This is a genomic window from Erythrobacter sp. JB2-19, assembly GCF_057365005.1.
Genome location: NZ_CP200290.1, coordinates 878,343 through 898,719 on the forward strand (window position 1 = coordinate 878,343; position 20,377 = coordinate 898,719).

The window sequence follows — 20,377 nt, forward strand, 5'->3', positions numbered from 1 at the left end:
GATGAAGGTGAGCCAATGAATAAGGGACTTGCACTGGTAAGCGCATCGACACTCTTCCTGGGTGCCTGCGCAACTGTACCCGAGCCGTTCACGGCGGCGGAGTTGAACGAGACAGCGGCCAGCAATTTTGAGCGGGTTGATGTGGATCAGGAGCCGGTAACGGCGCCGATTGATCTCTACGAAGCGATGGCTCGTTCGCTGAAGTACAATCTCGATTACAAGGTCGAGCTGATGGAGATCGCGCTGCGCGACCGCGAACTTGATCTTCAGCGTTACGATATGCTGCCGCAATTGGTTGCCAGCGCTGGCTATGCCGGACGCAACAACTTCTCTGGCGCTAGCTCGCTCTCGCTGATCACGCGGCGGCAATCGCTGGAGCCATCGACTTCGCAGGAACGCGATCTGTTTACCGCCGACCTCGCACTCAGTTGGGATGTGCTCGACTTTGGCCTGTCCTACGTCCGGGCAAAGCAAGGGGCAGATGAAGTCCTGATCGCGCAGGAGCGTCGCCGCAAGGTTGCCAACCGCGTGATCGAGGATGTGCGGTCTTCCTATTGGCGTGCGGTCAGCGCCGAGCGCCTGCTGACAAAGCTGCAAGAGCTGGAAGATTCGGTCACCACCACGCTGCAAAATTCAGAGCGTTTGGCTGAGCGGCGCCTGTCTGCCCCGCTAACCGCGCTGACCTATCAGCGCGAACTGCTGGAAATTCAGGCGCAAATCCGCAAGCTTCAGCGCGAGCTGGTCGTTGCAAAGGCGCAATTGGCAGCGCTCATGAACCTGCGTCCCGGCACAGAGTTCTCGCTCGCTCTGCCAGATCGCACGAACACTCTGCCTGCGGTCAAATACGCTGGCGAAGACATGATGATGACAGCACTGCTCAATCGTCCAGAGCTGCGCGAAGTTAGCTATCGCCAGCGGATCAATTCGCGCGAGCTGGACGCGGCATTGCTGTCGGCATTGCCGAGTTTCCGCGGCGTGTTGGGCGTGAATGTCGATTCAAACGACTTCCTGTTTAACAATGACTGGATCAATTACGGTGCCCGCGCCAGTTGGAACGTCCTGAACCTGTTCCGCCTGCCTGCGCATAAGAAGGCCGTGCGCGCTCAGGAAGACCTGCTGCAGCAGCGCGAATTGGCGCTGACCATGGCGGTGATGACGCAGGTTCACGTCTCGCGTGCGCGCTTCAGTCATTTGAGCGAAGAGCTCGACACGGCATCGCGCCAAATGGCAGTGCAGGACAAGATCCTGGATCAAATCCGTTCAGGTCATAGGGCCGGCGCGATGAGCCGTCAGACGCTGCTGCGTGAAGAGATGAACACGCTGGCCGCAGAGGTGAAATACGACATCGCCTATGCAGAGGCGCAAAACGCATATGCTGGCTTGTTTGCCTCCATGGGTATCGACGAATTCAGTCCAAACGTGACCGGACGTGAAGATGTCGCTACGTTGCGCGCATCACTGGAGCAAATGTGGCAGGACCGCGAAGCTGCGGTAAAGCTGTCTGGAAGTTAAAACATGAGTGACATTGAGCAGGTGGACGAGGGATCACCGCCCGCAGAAGATGGCAACCGCAAGCTGTGGATTAGCGGCGGCGTTCTCGCTGTGGCTGCGGCCATTGCCGGGGTCGTCTACGCGGGCAGCGGCGACACGCAGTGGTCGGACAATGCAGCTGTTGCCTCGGCAGAGCAGACGGAGCTGGCAGCGGGCGAGGGCGGAGATGCCGTCCCAGAGCCTGAGCCGGAACCGGTACTGGATGCACGCGGCGTGATCGCGGCAAAGAACGAGAGCACGGTGGCCTCGCGCATGACGGCGCGGATCACCTCCATGCCTTTTCGGGAAGGACGCAGTTTTGGCAAAGGCGCTTTGCTTGCCCGGTTTGACTGTTCAACCATTCAGGCGGAACTGAACGCGGCACGCGCTGCAACGGCGGCCTATCAAAAGACCTACGAGACCAATGTTGAGCTCGACAGCTATGAGGCTGTTGGCAAAAACGAAGTGGCGGTTTCCCGCGCCAATCTTGGCCGGGCGCAGGCAGAGGCCAATGCGGTCTCGGCTCAGCTGCGCGATTGCGCAGTCTATGCGCCATTCGCCGGCACGGTGGTGGAAGAAATCGCCAGCCGCGGCGAAGTGGCCGCTAGCGGTCAGCCGCTGCTGCGTATTCAAAGCGGCGGCGATCTGGAGGCCGATCTGATCGTTCCCAGCAATTGGCTGACCTGGCTGGAACCGGGTGCGAAGTTTGACTTCGTGATTGACGAGACAGGCGCGACCATCACGGGTGTCGTAACCCGGCTGGGCGCTTCGGTTGATCCGGTTAGCAAGACGATCCGCATCGGTGCCAATATTGATCGCGGTGATGCACTGGTCCTGCCCGGCATGAGCGGCACAGCAACCTTCGAACAGCCAAGCGACGAACCTGCCGCGACAGAGGAAGTGGGCGGGAGCGCTGCTGAGGGCACCGCTGAAGGCGAAGCGAGCGGAGCGGCCGCGGAAGGGGCTGAAGCCGATGGCAGCCAGCCAAGCTGATCCGATTGAGACCGCTGCGACCAAGGTTAGCGCTCTGACCCCCAAAGGCGCGCAGCCAGATGCGGCAAAGCTCGCCGCATTGCTGCAATTCGAGGCGGATATTCGCCGTCAAGAGACCGTCGAAGAGCTGCAATATCTTGTCGCCAATGAAGCGCGCCAGGTCTTGCCCTACGGCCAGATGTTTGTGCTGCGTCAGGCGCGGATTGGGCAAGGGTTCGAGGTGCAATGCGCTTCGTCTCTGGCGACCGTTGATCGCAATGCACCGCTGATTCATGCTCTGGAAAAGGCGATTGAGCGCCTGGCCTTGGATCACGGGCTGGAGCAGCCGAACGCTTTTGATGCGGCGAGCCTGCGCGCGGATGAGGCCTTTGACGAATATCCCTATTCCCAGGTCCATTGGCAGCCGCTGCTTGGCAAAGATGGTGAAGTGTTTGGCGGATTGCTGTTCGCTCGCGATGAGCCATTGCGTGAGGGCGAGAAATACCGTGCGGCGCGCATTGCGGAAACGGCGACGCATTCCTGGCTGGCGCTGAGCGGTGGTAAGCCTGTTCGCCGTCTGCCAGTGATCGACAGCAAGAAGAAGAAATGGATCGCGGCTGCAATCGCTGTTGTCCTGCTGTTCCCTGTGCGCCTTACGGCTCTGGCCCCGGCTGAGATCGTTGCCGAGCGGCCGTATATTGTCGCCGCGCCGTTTTCAGGTCGGATTGCCTCAATCGAGGTCACGCCCAACGCGCCGGTGAAAGCGGGCCAGGTGTTGCTGCGATTTGACGATGTGCGGCTGGATAATGAGTTGGAGCTGGCTGAGGAAAGGCTCGCTGTTGCCCGTTCGCGGCTCGAACGCTCTACCAGCTCCGCATTTAGCGATGAGGATGAGACCTCTGATATCGCGATCATGCGGGCCGAGGTTGAGGTCGCGCAGGCCGAATATGACTATGCCAAAGAGCTTGCTGGGCAATCAGCGATAACCGCTCAGCGTGACGGCATGGCCCTTTTCAGCGACCGCCGCGATTGGGAAGGGCGCGCGGTCAATGTCGGCGATCCGATCATGCAGGTCGTCAATCCAGACGAGGTGATGATCCGCATCGATCTGCCAGCGGCGGAGCAGATGTCGCTGGAAAAGGGCGCGAAGATCAAGATGTGGCTCGATTCCCAGCCATTGTGGGCAATTGACGGCCTGTTAGAAACGGCGAGCTATCAGGCCCGCCAGACGCCTGATGGAACGCTAGCCTTTGCACTGACCGCGCAGCTTGACGGCGATAACCCTCGGATTGGATCGCGCGGCACGGCTCAGGTCTATGGCCGCTGGGTGCCGTTTGTTTATTCGCTGCTGCGCAGGCCCATCGCGGCCCTACGCCAATTTGTCGGACTATGAATTCAGCGGCAATCCCGATTGATCTGCCAGAGGTGCCAAAGCCGCCTCCGCTGCCCGCTTTGCGGCAGGAACTGCGGATTGAGCCCGGCGCGCCGCTGGTGAATGGAGCGCCAAGCTGGAACCTGTTTGATCCGGTCCGCCATGCGTTCTTTCAATTGGGCCAGATCGAATTCGTGATCTTTTCGCATTGGGCGAGTGGCAATCTTGCCCGGATCGGCGATGATTTGCAGCAACGCGGCCTATCCAGCGATGAAGCCAATGATGCGTTCAATTCCGTTGTGGAATTTGCCGCAACCAATGGCCTGACCATTGGCCCGGTGGGACGCGACAGCGTCTCTGCCTATATGGAGCAGCGCGCCAGCAACAAGAAAGCGGCGTGGAAATGGCTGCTCGACAATTATCTGTTCATCCGCATTCCATTGGTGAAGCCTGCCCGTTTTCTGGAACGTACGATTGACCGTGTCCGGCCGCTGTGGTCGCTCTACAGCCTCGTGTTCTTTGGCGTGCTGGCTCTCACCAGCCTGTTTCTGGTTTCGCGCCAATGGGATGCCTTCATGGCGTCGTTTCTCTATTTCTTCAGTTGGCAGGGTCTGATCGCTTACGGCGCAGGATTGTTCTTTGTGAAGATCCTGCACGAGTTCGGCCATGCCTATACCGCCACCCGTTATGGCTGCCGGGTGCCGACCATGGGGGTTAGCTTTCTGGTGATGATGCCGGTGCTCTACACCGATACGACCGCAGCCTGGCGGTTGACCTCGCGCAAGAAACGCCTGGCGATTGATTGCGCAGGTGTGGCGGCAGAGTTGATGGTGGCTAGCATTGCCACGATGCTGTGGGTGATCCTGCCAGATGGCACCGCGCGCAGCGTGGCGTTTATCCTGGCGACAACCAGCTGGATCATGAGCCTCGCGATAAACCTCAATCCGTTCATGCGCTTCGATGGCTATTACGTGCTGTCAGACTTTCTCAACGTGCCTAATTTGCAGCCACGCGCCTTTGCCCTGGCAAAGTGGAAGATGCGCGAAATCCTGTTCGGGCTGGGCGCTGCTGCGCCAGAAGAGGTTCCAAGCAAGCTGCGGCGCGGGATGATCCTATATGCCTATGCGACATGGGTTTACCGCCTGTTCCTGTTCACCGGGATCGCGATCCTGGTTTACAATCTGTTTTTCCAGCCGCTGGGCCTGATCCTGGCGATTGTGGAGCTGGTGGTGTTTATCGGCCGGCCAGTGTTTGCTGAAATGCGCGAATGGGCTGGTCTTCGTAAATCGATCACCAGCACCCGCCGAGGCAAAGCGTGGTTATGGATTATTGGCGGCCTATTGCTCGCGGCCTTTCTGCCGCTGGACCGTCATGTGACCGGCTATGCTGTTCTGACGCCGGTTGGCGCTGCGCCGATTGTGTCGGGAGAGCCAGCGCGCGTGGTCAAAGTGATCGCGCAAAACGGTCAGTCGGTAACGACAGGGGATCCGATCATTGAGCTCGACGCGCCAGAACTTGCCGCCGATGCAGCGTCCACCAAAGTGCGGATCGCGCAGCTTGAGCTGCAAATGGGCCGTTCTATGGCTGACAGCCGGGATCGCTCCAATCGTGCTGTTCTGGAACGCGAGCTGGCGAGGGAGCGCGGCAAGCTGGCCGGGCTCGAGCGGCGAGCGGACAAACTGATCCTGCGTGCGCCGGGGCCGGGCGCTGTCTCTGGATTGATGCCCGATATGCATCCCGGACGCTGGATCGGCGGGGAAGAGGTGATCGCTCATGTGGTGACGCCGAGCGATTACGACGTTCAGGCCTATGTGCCCGAAGACGAGATTTGGCGCCTGGGTGAGGGCGCGCTGGGCACATTTGTGGCCTCGGATGCAGGCGGGCCGTCCCGCTCTGCCAAGCTGGTCGAAATGTCTTCCAGCGCGATCGTCCGGCTCGAACAGCCTATCCTCGCCTCGACCAATGGGGGCCCGATTGCGGTCGACAAAGATGGCGAGGAACTGGCCCCTCGCGAGGCGCTGTACCGTATTCGAATGATCGCGGAAAAGGGCGCGCTTAGCGGAGAGGACTATCAAATCCAGCTGGTCCCGGGATCGGTCCAGATCCGCACCGAAGGGCGATCTTTTGCGCAGTGGGCGGCGACTGAGCTGGCGCGCATGTTCCGCCGTATCTTCTAACGCTGCGCTATGCGGTGGGCTGATCTGCGTGTCCGCAGCTCCGCAAAAAACGGGTCAACCAATGACCTTACGAGACATATCAAATTAGGAACGGGTGCCAAAGAGCTTGCGAGCCGTCTGCCCGTATTTACCTCTATGCCAATAGCAATTCTACATTGAGCGAAACGGGATAATTCTCGTTTCAAGATGACAAAACACGTGATCCCCTCAGAGCTGCTCGGCAATATATCGGGTGAGCTTATTCAGTTGGCCGAGATTATTGAAGGCCTCGGCGAGGCGCTGTGCTGCGATGAGCAGGTGCTCTCGAATCATCTTGCGCAATTGCAATCGGTTGATCTGGTGTCGCAGTCGCTGCGCTGTCAGGCTGGATTGCTGGCGTCTGATAATGCCATTGCCGATATCGAAAAGGTCAACCTGCTGGACTTGCAGGAGCGCTTATCCAAGGGGCTTGATTGCCTGAGATAGCGCACATTCTTTGACATCGGCGAGCAGGCGCGCAAATGGGCAGGGATGACTGCCCGCGCGCCCTTTGAGATTCTGTTGATCGGCGGCGGGCATGCGCATCTCGCGGTGCTGGCGGACTGGATTCGCAATGGCTTGCCAGTGACACGTACGGCGGTGCTCACCCCCTCGCGGTTCTTGCGATATTCCGGCACGGTGCCTGGCTGGATCGCTGGCGAATATTCACCGGAGGATGGCCTGGTCGATGTGCAGGCTCTGGCGAAACGCGCGGGCGCTGAGTTCATCGCTGACCGCTGTATTGCAATCGATCCAGCAGTACGCTCTGTTATGACGCTGAGCAGCGGGCTGATCGCGTTCAAGACATGCTCGATCGACACCGGCGGGGTCGGCAGGGCCGAGCGCGTCCTCGGCGATGATCCGCGCATTGCCGATGTCCGCCCGATTGATGCTTTTGCGGAGCGAGTGCGCGAATGGAGCCACACCGCGCGGGTTCGGCGCGTTGCAGTGATTGGCGGCGGGGCTGGCGGGACGGAGCTTGCCTTTGGTCTGCGCAATATGCGCGCCGAAGGCCCCAAACCTGAGGTCACACTGATAACCGGAGCAGACGGACTGCTGCCGGGTTTTGGAGCAAGAGCGCGCAGCCTCGTTCAATCCGAACTGAGCGCACAAGGGATCGAAGTCACTGCCGAAAATGCCCGTATCGAAAACGCACAATTGTTCGCCGGGCCGCGAAAGCTAGAGCCAACCGATTTGATCGTCGCTGCCATAGGTAGCGGCGCACCGGATTGGCCCGCAGCTGGCGGTCTTGCCACTGATGCCCAAGGCTTCATCGCGGTCGATGCGCAGCAGCGCGTTCTATCCCACCCGTATATCTTTGCTGCCGGGGACGTCGCGAGCCGTCAGGACAGGCATGTTCCACGATCCGGCGTGCATGCGGTCCACACTGGTCCCGTGCTCGCCGCAAACATCCGCGCCGCCGCGTTAGGGCTAGAGCCAAGCCGTACGTATCACCCGCGCCCGGCCAGTCTTTACCTGATTTCCACCGGCAATGGCTTGGCCATCGCAGTCTATGGTTCATTGGCGGCTAAGGGCCGCTGGGCCGCAAAATTCAAACGCTGGATCGACAAACGCTGGCTCGCCTCCTACGCGCATCTGGCAGAAACAGAGTAACCGCATAGCCAAAGCGCGCGAATAGGGGGTCATAATGCACATAGGGCCACGACAAGGAAACCCATGAAAAAGATTGCCATCATAATCGCGCTGGCCGCTCTGATCGCCGCCTATTTCATTTTTGATCTGGGGCAGTATCTGACCTTTGAAGCGATCAAAGAGCAGGTGGCAGGCGCGCAGCAGACGTTCGCTGACAATCCGATCCAGGTGATCGCGGTGTTCTTTGCCATATATGTGATCGCAACAGCTGCGTCGTTTCCCGGTGCCGCTTTCCTGACTCTGGCCGCTGGCGCATTGTTTGGTTTTACCACGGGCCTTATTGTTGTTTCCTTTGCTTCGACCCTGGGTGCAACTTTTGCTTTCCTCGCTTCGCGGTTCGTCCTGCGAGACACGATTGAGGCCAAGTTCGGAGACAGGCTTAAAGGCATCAATGAGGGGCTGGAGCGTGATGGCGCGTTTTACCTCTTCACCTTGCGGATGGTCCCGGCTGTGCCGTTTTTCGTAATCAATCTTGTGATGGGTCTTACCCGCATCAAGACGCTGACCTATGCGCTCGTCAGTCAAGTGGGCATGCTGCTTGGTACAGCGGTTTATGTGAATGCTGGTACGCAATTGGCCACACTCGACAGCCCGAGCGGGATCTTTACCCCTGCCATTATCGGTTCCTTTGTCCTTCTTGGCATTGTGCCGTGGATCGCCAAGGGCATCATTGGTGCGATCAAGCGTCGCAAGGTCTACAAAGGCTTCACCAAACCGAAGAAATTTGATCGCAATATGGTAGTGATCGGCGCTGGCTCTGCTGGCCTCGTTTCCGCGCTCATCGCCTCCACGGTGAAGGCCAAGGTGACCTTGGTCGAAGCCAACAAAATGGGCGGCGATTGCCTCAATACCGGCTGTGTGCCGTCAAAGGCGTTGATCAAGAGCGGCAAGGTCGCCGCGATGATCCGCCATGCTGACAAATACGGCCTAGCTGCTCAGGAACCGGAGGTGCCGTTTAAACAGACCATCGCCCGCGTGATGGGTGCGGTGAAAGCGATTGAGCCGCATGACAGTGTGGAACGCTACACCGACCTCGGCGTCGATGTGATCGAAGGCTATGCGAAGGTTGTTGACCCATGGACGGTGGAGATCGCGCGCAATGATGGCGGTACAGACCGGCTGACCACGCAGAGCATCGTGATCGCAGCGGGCGCAGAACCGTTCATCCCGCCGCTCGAAGGGCTGGAAGAGAGCGGCTACCTCACCTCGGATACGATGTGGGATGCCTTTGCCGAAATGGACAAAGCGCCTGCGCGCGTCGCGGTGCTGGGTGGTGGACCGATTGGCTGTGAGATTTCGCAAGCCCTCGCGCGCCTCGGCTCTAACGTGACGCAGATTGAAATGGCGGACCGTGTGCTGGGCCGCGAAGATGAAGAAGTCTCGCAGCTTGCGCAGCAATCGCTGGAGGAAGCAGGGGTAACCGTGCTGACCGATCATAAGGCGGTGCGCACGGAAGGCGGTGCAATTGTTGTCGAGCACGCGGGCAGCGAACGCGCGGTTGCCTATGATGCGCTGATCATTGCGGTTGGGCGCAAGGCGCGCCTGACCGGATATGGCCTCGAAGACATTGGTGTCGATACCAGCCGCACGGTTGTGACTGACGAGTTTCTCGCCACGAAATTCCCCAATATCTACGCCGCAGGCGATGTCGCTGGCCCCTATCAATTTACCCACACAGCCAGCCATCAGGCCTGGTTCGCCAGCGTCAATGCGCTGTTCGGCCAATTCAAGCGGTTCAAGGCGGATTACCGCGTGATCCCGGCAGTGACCTTCCTCGACCCAGAGGTGGCCCGCGTTGGCCTCAACGAGGTTGAGGCGAAGGAGCAAGACATCGCTTACGAAGTCACACGCTACGATCTCGACGATCTCGACCGCGCAATCGCCGAAAGCGAGACCAAGGGCTTTGTCAAAGTTCTAACCCCGCCGGGCGGCAAGGACACAATCCTGGGCGCGACCATTGTCGGTGCGCATGCGGGCGAGTTACTGGCCGAGTATACCCTAGCCATGAAGCACAAGCTGGGTCTCAATAAGATCCTTGGTACAGTGCATCCCTATCCCACCATGGCCGAGGCAAACAAGTTTGCGGCGGGCAATTGGAAGAAGGCGAATAAGCCAGAAAAACTGCTCACATTCGTCGAGAAATATCACGATTGGCGGCGCGGATAAGCGTGCACTGGCGTTAGGCAAGGTTTTCAGCAACAAGGGCCAGCTAACGTACAAAGAAGGGCGCGCGCTTGGAAATTTTTGACCAGTTTCGGGGAATTCTCGGCCTTGCTCTACTGGTGCTGATTGCATGGGGTCTGTCTGAAAATCGCGGCGGTCGGCCCAGTTGGGCCTGGATCGCCGGGGCGCTGGCGATGCAGGGCGCGCTGGCGCTGATCATCGTCCGTGTGCCATTCGTCTGGTCCGTGATGGAATATGCCAATGCCGGTGTGGCTGCGATTGAACGGGCGACGCTTGATGGTTCGTCCTACATGTTCGGCTATCTCGGCGGGGCACCGCTCCCCTTTGAGCTGAAAGAGGGCGCGGATGCGCCGCTGATCGTGGCGTTTCAGATATTGCCGTTGGTGATTGTACTGTCGGCCATTGCGGCCCTGCTGTGGCATTGGGGCGTGCTGCGCTGGTTGGTCAACGGCCTGTCCTACATGCTGCGCCGCACGCTCAAGGTCAGCGGTGTCGTAGGGCTCGCGGGTGGCTCCAACATGTTTCTTGGGGTTGTGGAAAGCCCGCTGGTTATCCGGGCCTACTTTGCCAAAATGAGTCGGGCTGAGCTGTTTCAGGTGATGGTGCTAGCCATGTCGACGATCAGCGGCGCGGTGCTGGTGCTATACGCCTCTACCCTATCAGACACGGTGCCCAACGCGGTGGGCCACATGATTTCGGCCTCACTCGTTTCGCTGCCCGCTGCCTTGCTGATCGCGAAATTGATGGTCCCGGGCGACGTGGATGCGGACGGCGGCGAAGAGATCGCAACCGAGGTCGACCGCGAAGATCCGGGCCTCAAATACGAAGGCAGCATTGATGCCATCGTCAAAGGCACGATGGATGGGATGCAGCTGTTTCTGGCTGTGGTGGCGGTTATCATTGTGGTGTTTGCACTGGTCTCCCTGACCGATCAGGCGCTGGCGCTGCTGCCTTTCGTTGGCGGGGAAGTGCTGACATTGGGACGCATTTTCGGCTGGCTGTTCTCTCCGCTGATGTGGGTGATTGGTGTGCCGTGGGAGCAGGCGCAGGATGCGGGCGGATTGATGGGGACCAAGGCGATCCTCAACGAATATGTCGCCTTCTTGGAGCTTTCCAGCCTGCCAGAGGGTACATTTGATCCGCGCAGCCTGCTGATCGTGACCTATGCTCTGTGCGGCTTTGCGAACCTTGCGAGCATTGGCCTGCTGGTGTCGACCATTGGCACTTTGTGTCCAGAGCGCCGCGCAGAGACGGCGGGTCTGGGTATCAAGAGCTGGATCGCGGGCAATATCGCCACCGCTATGACGGGCGCTTGGATTGGCCTTGTGACGTTTTCATTGTGATGCAGACCTCCCGCCCCGCCTCCCCACCCGTCCACCAATGGTGCCATCACGATATGGTGGCCGGGTCGGTAAGCGGTGCTGGTAGAGGGGGCAGCGATGTTTGATTCGAAACTCCGCCCTCTCATTGATCCACCGCTTAATCGGATAGGCGCTGCGTTGGCTCGCCTCGGGCTGAGCGCGAATATGCTGACCTTTGGCGGATTGGCTTTGGGTTTGGCCGGAGCGGCGGCGATTGCCTTTGGCGAATTGTGGTTGGGCCTTGCCCTCATCATCGCCAACCGCTTGGCAGATGGATTGGATGGGGCGGTGGCGCGCGCGACGCAGTCGAGCGATCTCGGCGGTTATTTCGACATTGTGGCGGATTTTGCCTTTTACGTCTCAATCCCGCTTGGTTTCGGAGTGCTCAATCCGGCGAACACTTTGCCCGCCTTGGTCCTGGTTGCCGCATTCGTTTTAACCGGCACCAGTTTCCTTGCCTTTGCGGTGATCGCGGGTAAGCGCGGCGAACAGACAGACGCTCACGGGAAAAAGAGCTTCTTTTACTCCACTGGCCTCGCAGAAGGTACTGAGACCATTGCAGTTTTCATCACAATGTGCGTGTTTCCGGCATGGTTCGCATTCATCGCATACGCATATGCTAGTCTATGCGTCCTAACCGTTTTTCAGCGCAGCGCTCTGGCCGTTTTTCAGTTCAAGGATTGAGCCGCTTTTCGACATTGCCGCGCAGCTCTTCGATCCGCGCGGCATTGGCGCCCAGATCACTCACGCCGACCCGGCTGATAGAGCGAAAATCAATGTGATTTTCTGCGATGCGAGCGGTCACGTCATCCTTAAAACCAAACCAGAATGTCTCGGCCAGGCCGTCAACCCGGCCAGCTTCTGTATCGGCCACCACATTGTCAAAACCCATGTCTTCCATTGCCGCAGCAACTGCGGCCACAGCGTCAGCCTGGCTGGTGCTGCCCAGCGGCAAAGGCGCGAGGTCAGCGTAGGCCGATGTGATCAACTGAGCGTGGGATTTGCCGGCGATTTCAGGATCGCTTTCTTTCCACATATCGATTTCGCCCAGCGGGGTTTGATAGTCATTGATCGGGTTTGCACCGCTTTCATTACGTGCAGCAAGCGCCGTTGCAGAGAGGCCGGGAGGGTTCGCGGTGTCGGTCGCAATATCGTGGATCGGCGGGATCGCGCCCGCCTGAGCGCGGACCATTGCCAGCGCGCCAAATGCGGTCGCCGGGATTGCAATCGCGAGCAAAGCCAAGAGCCAGCCCTTGCGCGGTTTTCTAAACACGCAGACGACAAAGGAAACCAAGGCCGCCAGCGCCACACCGCCGAGAAGCAGCGGCCCGACCTTGGCGATCAAAGTGCCAAGACCGGTTTGCCAGCTCCACAATCCAAACTTGGTGCCAAGCGCTGAACCAGCGAAATAGACCGGCAAAAGCAAGGCGAGGAGAAATACGAAGCGGCTGTGCCAAGGTGTTGTTTGCATGCCCGCATCTCTAGCGAGGCAGCCCAAACCTGCAAAGCCCTCTCATTATGCCGGTGAATTCGGATGTTGATAGAATTCACTGCGCCCGCGATAGGGGCGCTCCAGACGCCGCATGGCGGCGCAGGCGGATAGGCATGCAGTTCTATGAAAGCGTTTCCATGAAAGCGGTTATCGTTGGCGGTGGAATTGGCGGCTTGTGCGCGGCATTGTGCCTCGACCACTTTGGTTGGCAGGTGGAGGTTTTGGAGCAAGCCGAAAATCTGAGCGAAGTGGGCGCCGGCATTCAGGTCAGCCCCAATGGCGTGAAGGTACTGCGCGCGCTTGGTGTGGAAACGTTGTTGAAACAACACGCCTTCGCTCCGAAAGAAGCGCAGTTTCGCATCGGGACCTCGGGCACGCTCATCGGCCGTACGCGCTGGGATACGGCTATGGAGTGGCGTCACGGCGCGCCTTATTGGCATGTGCACCGCGCGGATCTGATCGAAGTGCTTGCGGGCGCATTGGAAACGCGCAGTCCGGGCGCTTTACGCACTGGTGCCGCGGTCACCGGCTATGGCCAGGATGAAGGCTCTGCCTGGGCCATCCTTGCCGATGTATCGCGAGTGCAAGGCGATATCGTGATCGGCGCAGATGGCATCAAATCTGTCATTCGTCAGCAAATGCTTGGGCCATCCAATCCTCGCTTCACAGGCAATGTCGCATGGCGTGCAGTGGTACCTATGCATCGGTTGGGCGAGCACGTCCCGCCGCCTGCTGCCTGCATCTGGATGGGCGAGGGCAAACATGCCGTCACCTACCGTCTGAGCGGCGGAACGCTGGCCAATTTTGTGGGCGTAGTGGAACGCGATGATTGGCAGGTTGAAAGCTGGAGCGAGCGCGGCACCAAGGAGCAGACCCTCGCAGATTTCGCTGGGTGGCACCCGGTGATCACTCGCATGATCGAGCAAGCCGACGCACATTATCGCTGGGCCTTGTTTGACCGTGCGCCCATTGGCCAGTGGAGTGATGGGCGTGTCACCCTGCTCGGCGATGCCTGCCACCCAATGCTGCCATTTATGGCGCAAGGGGCAGTTATGGCGATTGAGGATGGCTGGGTGCTTGCGCGCACCTTGTCCGAAACCGCCCACGCGCCAGACGCCTTTGCCCGTTACGAGGCGCAGCGTCTGCCGCGCACCGCGCGGGTTCAGCGCCGCGCCAGCGCCAATATGGGCATATTCCACCGTCGCAGCGCCGCCGCGAAACTCGCGACATATGGGCCAATCTGGCTCGCAAGCCGTCTCATGCCCACAGCGCTGGATGCGCAATTCGACTGGATCTATGGCCATGATGTGACCGCACAAACTGGCTAAATCGGGATTTGGCGCGCATACGTTTGCTCCACCTCGGCCCGGCGTTTTCACTGGTGCATAGGGCGCAGTTGGCGTTACAGACGCCCCTCTTACGAAAGCGCCGGGCAAGCGGCGCATTGGGGCACGGAGGCATACCCATATGACCAGTGATCTTTCATCCCGGCTCAGTGCAGCGCCCGTAGTCCCACTGATCGGCGAAAATGACGCAGCGCTCGCGGTGAAGACCGCCAATGCCCTAAACGCTGGCGGTCTGTCGGTCATCGAGGTCGTGATGCGCAGCGATGCGGCTCAGGCTGGGATGGAGGCGATCATAGCCGAAACCGAGGGCCTGATCGTTGGTGCGGGCACCGTCCTGACCCTTGATCAAGCCAAATCTGTCCGCGCGAGCGGCGCGGAATTTATCGTTTCGCCCGGCCTGGTCGATGAGATAGCTGTCTATTGCCTCGATGAAGGCATTCCCTTCTTCCCCGGCACAATGACCGCTGGCGAGGTTCAGCGCGCCTATGCACTGGGTCTGCGCGATGTGAAGTTCTTTCCCGCCAGCCTCGCGGGCGGCGTGCCCATGCTCAAGGCATTGGGTTCGGTGTTTCGCGAGATGCGCTTTATGCCCACGGGCGGTGTTTCCGCCAGCAATTTGGCAGAGTTTCTGGCGCTCGATCACGTGCTGGCCTGCGGCGGTAGCTGGCTGACCCCGCGCGATGCGGTGGAAAGCGGTGACTTTGCGCGCGTCACTCAGCTGGCGAGCGAAGCTGTGGCGATTGCCAAGGGCTAGCTTGCCATAACTGCCCGGCTCGACCACAGCTTAGGTTGTGATGAGCTCTTTGGGTGCGTGTTGAGGCGAGATGGACGGGGACACCGGCTGGCAGTTTTGGATTGATCGCGGTGGCACCTTTACCGATATTGTCGCGCGCGATCCCGTTGGGGCGCTGACGACTCACAAATTTCTTTCAGAAAATCCTGAGCATTATGAGGATGCTGCGCTGCATGGCATTCGCCTAATTCTGGGCCTGGACGGTGGCGCTCCGATCCCGATGGATCAGGTTTCCGCTATCAAAATGGGCACGACGATCGCCACCAATGCTCTGTTGGAGCGGGAGGGCGAAGACACACTGTTCCTAACCACGCGGGGCCTCGGTGATGTGATCGAAATTGGCTATCAATCGCGGCCAGACACCTTTGCGCTCAATATTGAGAAAGCGCACTTGCTGTACCGCGAAGTGGCCGAAATTGATGAGCGTGTATTGGCAGATGGTACGGTCGAGCTGCCGCTTAATCGGGCGCAGGTGCGCGGCGTTCTGCAAGCGGCCTATGATACGGGTATTCGCTGCGTCGCGGCCGCATTGATGCACGCCTACAAATTTCCTGAGCACGAACGGCAAGTGGCGAAAATCGCACACGAGATTGGCTTTACGCAAATCTCCATCAGCCATGATGTCAGCCCGCTCAGCAAAATTGTGCCGCGCGGGGAGACGACGATTGTCGATGCCTATTTGACGCCTATTTTGCGCGGCTATGTTGACCGGGTGGCGAGCGCCTTTGGTAAGGTGCATGAACCGGGGCAGCTGCTGTTTATGCAAAGCTCTGGCGGACTGGTGGATGCTGCGCAGTTTCGAGGGCGTGATGCCATTCTCTCTGGTCCAGCAGGCGGGATTGTTGGTTGTGTCCACACCGCAAAACTGGCCGGGTTCGACCGCGTGATTGGCTTCGACATGGGCGGGACATCCACCGATGTATCGCATTATGCGGGCGAGTTTGAGAAGGTCTATGAGACCAAGGTCGCTGGCGTGCAGATGCGCGTGCCGATGCTCAACATTCACACTGTGGCCGCTGGCGGTGGATCGGTGCTGCGCTATGAGGATGGCCGGCTGCGGGTCGGCCCCGGCTCTGCGGGAGCGGACCCTGGCCCGGCGAGTTACCGGCGCAGCGGTCCGTTGACGGTTACGGATATCAATGTGGTGCTGGGTAAATTGCAGCCGGAGCATTTCCCGAAGATTTTCGGCGCTGATCAGAATGAGCCGCTGGGTGTGGAGGTGGCGCGCGCTGGCTTTGAAGCGGTTGCGGGCGAGATCTCCGATGGCCGCAGCGCAGAACAGGTGGCAGAGGGCTTCTTAGAAATCGCGGTCGAGCACATGGCCCAAGCGATCAAGAAAATCTCGATTGCGCGCGGTTATGATGTGCAGAAATATGCTCTCAATTGCTTTGGTGGCGCTGGGGGGCAGCATGCTTGCCTGGTCGCGGAACGGCTGGGTATCCGCTCAATCTTGCTGCATCCTTTTGCCGGTGTTCTCTCCGCCTATGGCATGGGATTGGCTGCGATAGCGACTGAGCGGCAGCGGGTCGTTGACGATGAACTGAGCGATCCGGTGCTGGCGCAGGTTGAGGCAATGATCGCCGAGCTTGAAGCGGAGAATGCCCGCGAGTTGGCGGAGCAAGGCGTAGGAGAAAAAGCGCTCGAACATCGCGCCTCTGCGCTGCTGCGTTATCGCGGGACGGACACGGTGATCCGCGTCGCCATTGGCAACGCAGCGGCAATGCGTGCGGCGTTCGAAGCGGATCATGCACGGCAATTCGGTTTCCTCGCGCCGGGTAAGGCCGTGTTGCTGGACACTTTGGTCGTCGAAACGCGCGCAGCGGGAGAGCGGCCAGATGAGGCGGTGGTGAAAGCGCATGGCGACGCCACGCCAGATCCAATTGATGAAGTGCGAATGTTCACCGGGGGCGCGCATCACAACGCGCCGGTCTATGATATTGCTTCGCTAGTGCCCGGAGCCACAATTCAAGGCCCCGCCATCATTACTGAGCCGACCGGTACGATCATTGTTGAACCGGGCTGGAGCGCTGACCTCAATGCCTATGGGCACCTTATCCTGACAGCGGGGGAGGTCGGAATTGCCTCCGCAGTGGACGCGCAAGTGGCCGAACAAAGCGATCCCGTCACGCTGGAAATATTCAACAATCTCTTCATGTCGATCGCGGAGCAAATGGGTATTGTCCTGCGCAACACGTCTCAATCGGTGAATGTGAAGGAGCGTCTCGACTTTTCCTGCGCCATTTTCGATGCGGATGGCAATCTGGTAGCCAATGCCCCGCATGTGCCCGTGCACCTTGGCTCGATGGATGCGAGCGTAAAGACGATCATTGAGAGTGGCCAGTCGATCCAGCCCGGCGATGCCTTCGTGCATAACAACCCGCATAGGGGCGGCTCACACCTCCCTGATATTACTGTGGTCACGCCGGTGTTTGACGAGACAGACGGATCGCTGATGTTCTTCACCGCGTCACGCGCGCATCACGAGGATATTGGCGGCATTGCGCCAGGGTCCATGTCGCCGCTGGGTCGCACAATCCACGAAGAAGGTGTGCTGCTGGACAACATCAAGCTGGTGGAGAACGGCGAATTTCAAACGGCGCGAATAGAAAATGCTCTCAGCAGCGGGCCTTACCCGGCGCGCAATCCGGCCCAGAATATCGCTGACCTGATGGCGCAGGTCGCCGCGAACAAAGCAGGCGCGAATGAGCTCGGTAAGCTGGTGCGCAGCTATGGGCTGGGCCAAGTGCGCGCCTATATGGGCTTCATCCAGGACAGCGCGAAGGCGGCGGTCAAACGTGCAATCCAGACACTCGAAGATGGCGAGTTCACGCTCGAACTGGACAGCGGAGCGGCGATTAGGGTTGCCATCCGCGCCGACAAGCAAGCGAGCCGTGCGACAGTCGATTTCAGCGGAACGTCCGCCCAGATGGACAATGCCTTCAACGCCCCGCGCGCGATCACGCATGCCGCGATCCTATATGTCTTCCGCTGTCTCGTCGGCGATGACATTCCGCTAAACGCAGGCTGCATGAAGCCGCTCGACGTGATTATCCCAGAAGGCTGTCTACTCAATCCCGCGTTCCCGGCGGCTGTGGTGGCGGGCAATGTCGAGACCAGCCAGGCTGTCACCGACGCTCTGTTCGCGGCTCTAGGGCGGCTCGGCACGGGGCAGGGGACCATGAACAACCTCACCTTTGGCAATGCCCGCGTCCAATATTACGAGACGATTTGCTCCGGCGCGCCCGCCGGTCCGGGCTTCGACGGGGCGTCCGGCGTCCACACCCATATGACCAACACTCGTATGACCGATCCCGAAGTGCTGGAGCAGCGTTATCCCGTGGTGCTCGACGAGTTTCGGATTGAGCGCGGATCGGGCGGCAAGGGAAAATGGAACGCAGGCGACGGGGTCCGCCGGGTGATCCGGTTTCGAGAGGAGATGGAATGCGCCATTCTGTCAGAGCGTCGACGCGTACCTGCACCGGGCATAATGGGCGGCGAGAATGGCCGGGTGGGTCGCAATCTGGCTCTGCGCTTGGATGGACACTGCGATAACCTTGGCGGATGCGCGCAAACCCATATGGCCGCGGGCGACCGGATTGTGATTGAAACACCCACCGGCGGCGGCTTTGGCCTGCTCGCTGAGCGAAGAATGGAAGAAGGCAAAGCATGATCAGCAAGGTACGCAATATCGGACCAGGAGCGCTGGTAACTGCCGCCTTTATTGGGCCGGGCACAGTAACGGCCTGTACAATCGCCGGGGCGAGCTTTGGCTATGCGTTGATTTGGGCGTTGGTGTTCGCCACCTTGGCCACCATCGTGTTGCAAGAAATGGCTGCTCGTCTTGGTGTGGTCACGCAAAAGGGTTTGGGCGAAACTCTGGCCGATCTGCTTGATAGCTCAATCTGGAAATGGCCTTTGATCGTTTTGGTTGGCCTTGCCCTCTATCTTGGTAACGCGGCGTATGAAGCGGGCAATCTGTCAGGAGCAGCCTTGGGGATCTCTGCGATTGCGGGCGAATCCGATGCAGTCTTCAAAGGTTCAGTACTGCTGATTGCGGTACTGGCCGCAGGACTATTGGTATCTGGCAGCTATAAGCATATTGAAAGGGTCTTGCTTGGGCTGGTTGCGATCATGGCAGCGTCGTTTGTCGCGGTGTTTCTGGTGGTTCGGCCGGACATGGGCGCTTTGCTGACTGGCGCGTTCGTACCGCAAATTCCATCAGGTGCATTGCTGACCGTTATTGCCCTGATCGGGACCACAATCGTGCCTTACAATCTGTTTCTCCACGCGTCCGCTGCCAAGGCAAAGTGGGCTGGCCCTGATGATCTGAAGATCGCGCGTGCCGACACCAGCATTGCCATTGGTATTGGCGGGATTATCGCGATCCTGATTGCATCGACCGCCGCGGCCAGCCTGTTTGCCGCGGGCATCTCTGTTGGCAGTGCAGCGGAGATGGCGGGGCAGTTCGAACCGTTGTTTGGTTCCAGCTCTAAATATCTGCTTGGCATAGGTTTGTTCGCAGCGGGCCTGACCAGTGCGATCACCGCGCCGCTCGCTACGGCCTTTGCCATGACCGAGATATTGCGTGTCAAAGGTGGACAAAAATCATTCAAGTTTCGAGCAATTGCATTCAGCGTTATTCTCATCGGAGCTGGTGTTGCACTCACTGGAATTCGCCCGATTGAGATCATCCTCACTGCGCAATTCGCCAATGGATTGCTGCTGCCCATTGTTGCGATCTTCCTGCTCTATGTGATGAATCAGAAAGCCGTACTTGGCCGCTTTACCAATGGTACACTTGCCAATGTGCTGGGCTTTGGCGTGGTGCTGATTGCGGCGGGGCTGGGCGTGCGTTTGATGCTGCTAACTGACCTGCTTTATGGTCCTATCAGCGTCATCCTAGCGTTTTTCTAGGCGTTCCAAATCGCTCGGATGATCAATATCAGCCAGGAATTCAGGCGCAACTTCAATAAGCTGTGCCTGGCGAATTAGATCGCGCGCACCTTGTTCTCCGTCACAAGAGATCAGTGCCGTGAAGTGTGAGAATCCGAACAATGCTGGCGGCATGCGTGGACTCGAACTTTTGACGGAGCTGCAGGAGGCATAAAGAGCATTGGGCGCTGAGCATGCCGCAAGGCGTTTCAAGTGAGTGAGCGGCACGAATGGCATGTCGGCAAGCGTAATAAGCAGCGCCTCGGCCTTCGCCTCAGCGGCTAGTCTTGCCGCAAGAGCAACCGACGTGCCCATGCCGAGATCGGCATCTGGATTGACCGCGATTTGAAAACCGTCTGTGTGCCAGCCATCGGCGCACGCGTGTTCATCGCTTGATGCAATGACTATGCGATGATCGGCGGGCAGGGAAGCGAGAGTATCGCTCGCATGCAGGCCCAGCATGGTGCCGTTCAATTCCGCGGACAGTTTGTCCGCCGTGCCAAAACGCTGAGATTGGCCCGCCGCGAGTAGCGCGATCATAAGCCCG

The 20,377-nt window shown here is 59.2% G+C and carries 15 protein-coding genes; 13 read left to right on the forward strand and 2 right to left on the reverse strand.

The features are described 5' to 3' along the window. Nucleotides 1-15 precede the first annotated feature (15 nt). The 9 genes from AC0V6O_RS04230 (at nt 16) to AC0V6O_RS04270 (ending at nt 11,951) form a co-directional block, all read left to right on the forward strand. A complete protein-coding gene (locus AC0V6O_RS04230; protein ID WP_486141817.1) occupies nt 16-1,512 on the forward strand; it encodes a TolC family protein in 1,497 nt (498 codons plus the stop codon). Nucleotides 1,513-1,515: 3 nt separating this feature from the next. Then, nucleotides 1,516-2,523, forward strand: coding sequence for an efflux RND transporter periplasmic adaptor subunit (locus tag AC0V6O_RS04235; protein WP_486141819.1), 1,008 nt, complete (start codon nt 1,516-1,518; stop codon nt 2,521-2,523). Further along, nucleotides 2,504-3,895 carry an efflux RND transporter periplasmic adaptor subunit gene (locus AC0V6O_RS04240; protein WP_486141821.1) on the forward strand — a complete coding sequence of 464 codons (1,392 nt, stop codon included), beginning with the start codon at nt 2,504-2,506 and terminating at the stop codon, nt 3,893-3,895. Before AC0V6O_RS04235 ends, AC0V6O_RS04240 begins: the two co-directional genes overlap by 20 nt. Then, entirely contained in the window at nt 3,892-6,051 is a 2,160-nt protein-coding gene (locus AC0V6O_RS04245; protein ID WP_486141823.1) for a hypothetical protein, read from the forward strand. The genes AC0V6O_RS04240 and AC0V6O_RS04245 overlap by 4 nt, the downstream gene beginning before the upstream one ends. 186 nt (nt 6,052-6,237) lie before the next feature. Then, nucleotides 6,238-6,516 carry a hypothetical protein gene (locus AC0V6O_RS04250; protein ID WP_486141825.1) on the forward strand — a complete coding sequence of 93 codons (279 nt, stop codon included), beginning with the start codon at nt 6,238-6,240 and terminating at the stop codon, nt 6,514-6,516. Between the two features lie 45 nt (nt 6,517-6,561). Then, nucleotides 6,562-7,683: an FAD-dependent oxidoreductase gene (locus tag AC0V6O_RS04255; protein ID WP_486141827.1), complete on the forward strand. Its 1,122-nt coding sequence runs from the start codon at nt 6,562-6,564 to the stop codon at nt 7,681-7,683. A gap of 63 nt (nt 7,684-7,746) precedes the next feature. Further along, nucleotides 7,747-9,888, forward strand: a complete 2,142-nt coding sequence (locus AC0V6O_RS04260; RefSeq protein ID WP_486141829.1) for an FAD-dependent oxidoreductase — start codon at nt 7,747-7,749, stop codon at nt 9,886-9,888. A gap of 68 nt (nt 9,889-9,956) precedes the next feature. After that, nucleotides 9,957-11,249, forward strand: coding sequence for a NupC/NupG family nucleoside CNT transporter (locus AC0V6O_RS04265; protein WP_486141831.1), 1,293 nt, complete (start codon nt 9,957-9,959; stop codon nt 11,247-11,249). A gap of 96 nt (nt 11,250-11,345) precedes the next feature. Continuing rightward, nucleotides 11,346-11,951: a CDP-alcohol phosphatidyltransferase family protein gene (locus AC0V6O_RS04270; RefSeq protein ID WP_486141833.1), complete on the forward strand. Its 606-nt coding sequence runs from the start codon at nt 11,346-11,348 to the stop codon at nt 11,949-11,951. On the opposite strand, the gene AC0V6O_RS04275 is transcribed toward AC0V6O_RS04270, so the two are convergent. Further along, the gene (locus AC0V6O_RS04275) at nt 11,941-12,738 is read right to left on the reverse strand and encodes a DUF1499 domain-containing protein (RefSeq protein ID WP_486141835.1); all 798 of its coding nucleotides are present in this window, start codon (nt 12,736-12,738) and stop codon (nt 11,941-11,943) included. The two genes, AC0V6O_RS04270 and AC0V6O_RS04275, sit on opposite strands and share 11 nt — an antisense overlap. A gap of 134 nt (nt 12,739-12,872) precedes the next feature. On the opposite strand from AC0V6O_RS04275, the gene AC0V6O_RS04280 reads away from it, so the two are divergent. The 4 genes from AC0V6O_RS04280 to AC0V6O_RS04295 all read left to right on the forward strand — a co-directional run bounded on the left by AC0V6O_RS04280 (nt 12,873) and on the right by AC0V6O_RS04295 (nt 19,812). Then, nucleotides 12,873-14,087: an FAD-dependent monooxygenase gene (locus AC0V6O_RS04280; protein WP_486141837.1), complete on the forward strand. Its 1,215-nt coding sequence runs from the start codon at nt 12,873-12,875 to the stop codon at nt 14,085-14,087. 139 nt (nt 14,088-14,226) lie between these two features. Next, nucleotides 14,227-14,859, forward strand: a complete 633-nt coding sequence (gene eda, locus AC0V6O_RS04285) for a bifunctional 4-hydroxy-2-oxoglutarate aldolase/2-dehydro-3-deoxy-phosphogluconate aldolase (RefSeq protein WP_486141839.1) — start codon at nt 14,227-14,229, stop codon at nt 14,857-14,859. 70 nt (nt 14,860-14,929) lie between these two features. Further along, a complete protein-coding gene (locus tag AC0V6O_RS04290) occupies nt 14,930-18,568 on the forward strand; it encodes a hydantoinase B/oxoprolinase family protein (protein ID WP_486141841.1) in 3,639 nt (1,212 codons plus the stop codon). Next, nucleotides 18,565-19,812 carry an Nramp family divalent metal transporter gene (locus tag AC0V6O_RS04295; RefSeq protein WP_486141843.1) on the forward strand — a complete coding sequence of 416 codons (1,248 nt, stop codon included), beginning with the start codon at nt 18,565-18,567 and terminating at the stop codon, nt 19,810-19,812. The genes AC0V6O_RS04290 and AC0V6O_RS04295 overlap by 4 nt, the downstream gene beginning before the upstream one ends. Here the strand turns inward: AC0V6O_RS04295 and AC0V6O_RS04300 are convergent. After that, on the reverse strand, nt 19,798-20,370 hold the full coding sequence (locus tag AC0V6O_RS04300) for a nucleotidyltransferase family protein (protein WP_486141845.1): 573 nt from the start codon (nt 20,368-20,370) through the stop codon (nt 19,798-19,800). The two genes, AC0V6O_RS04295 and AC0V6O_RS04300, sit on opposite strands and share 15 nt — an antisense overlap. Between the last annotated feature and the right edge of the window lie 7 nt (nt 20,371-20,377).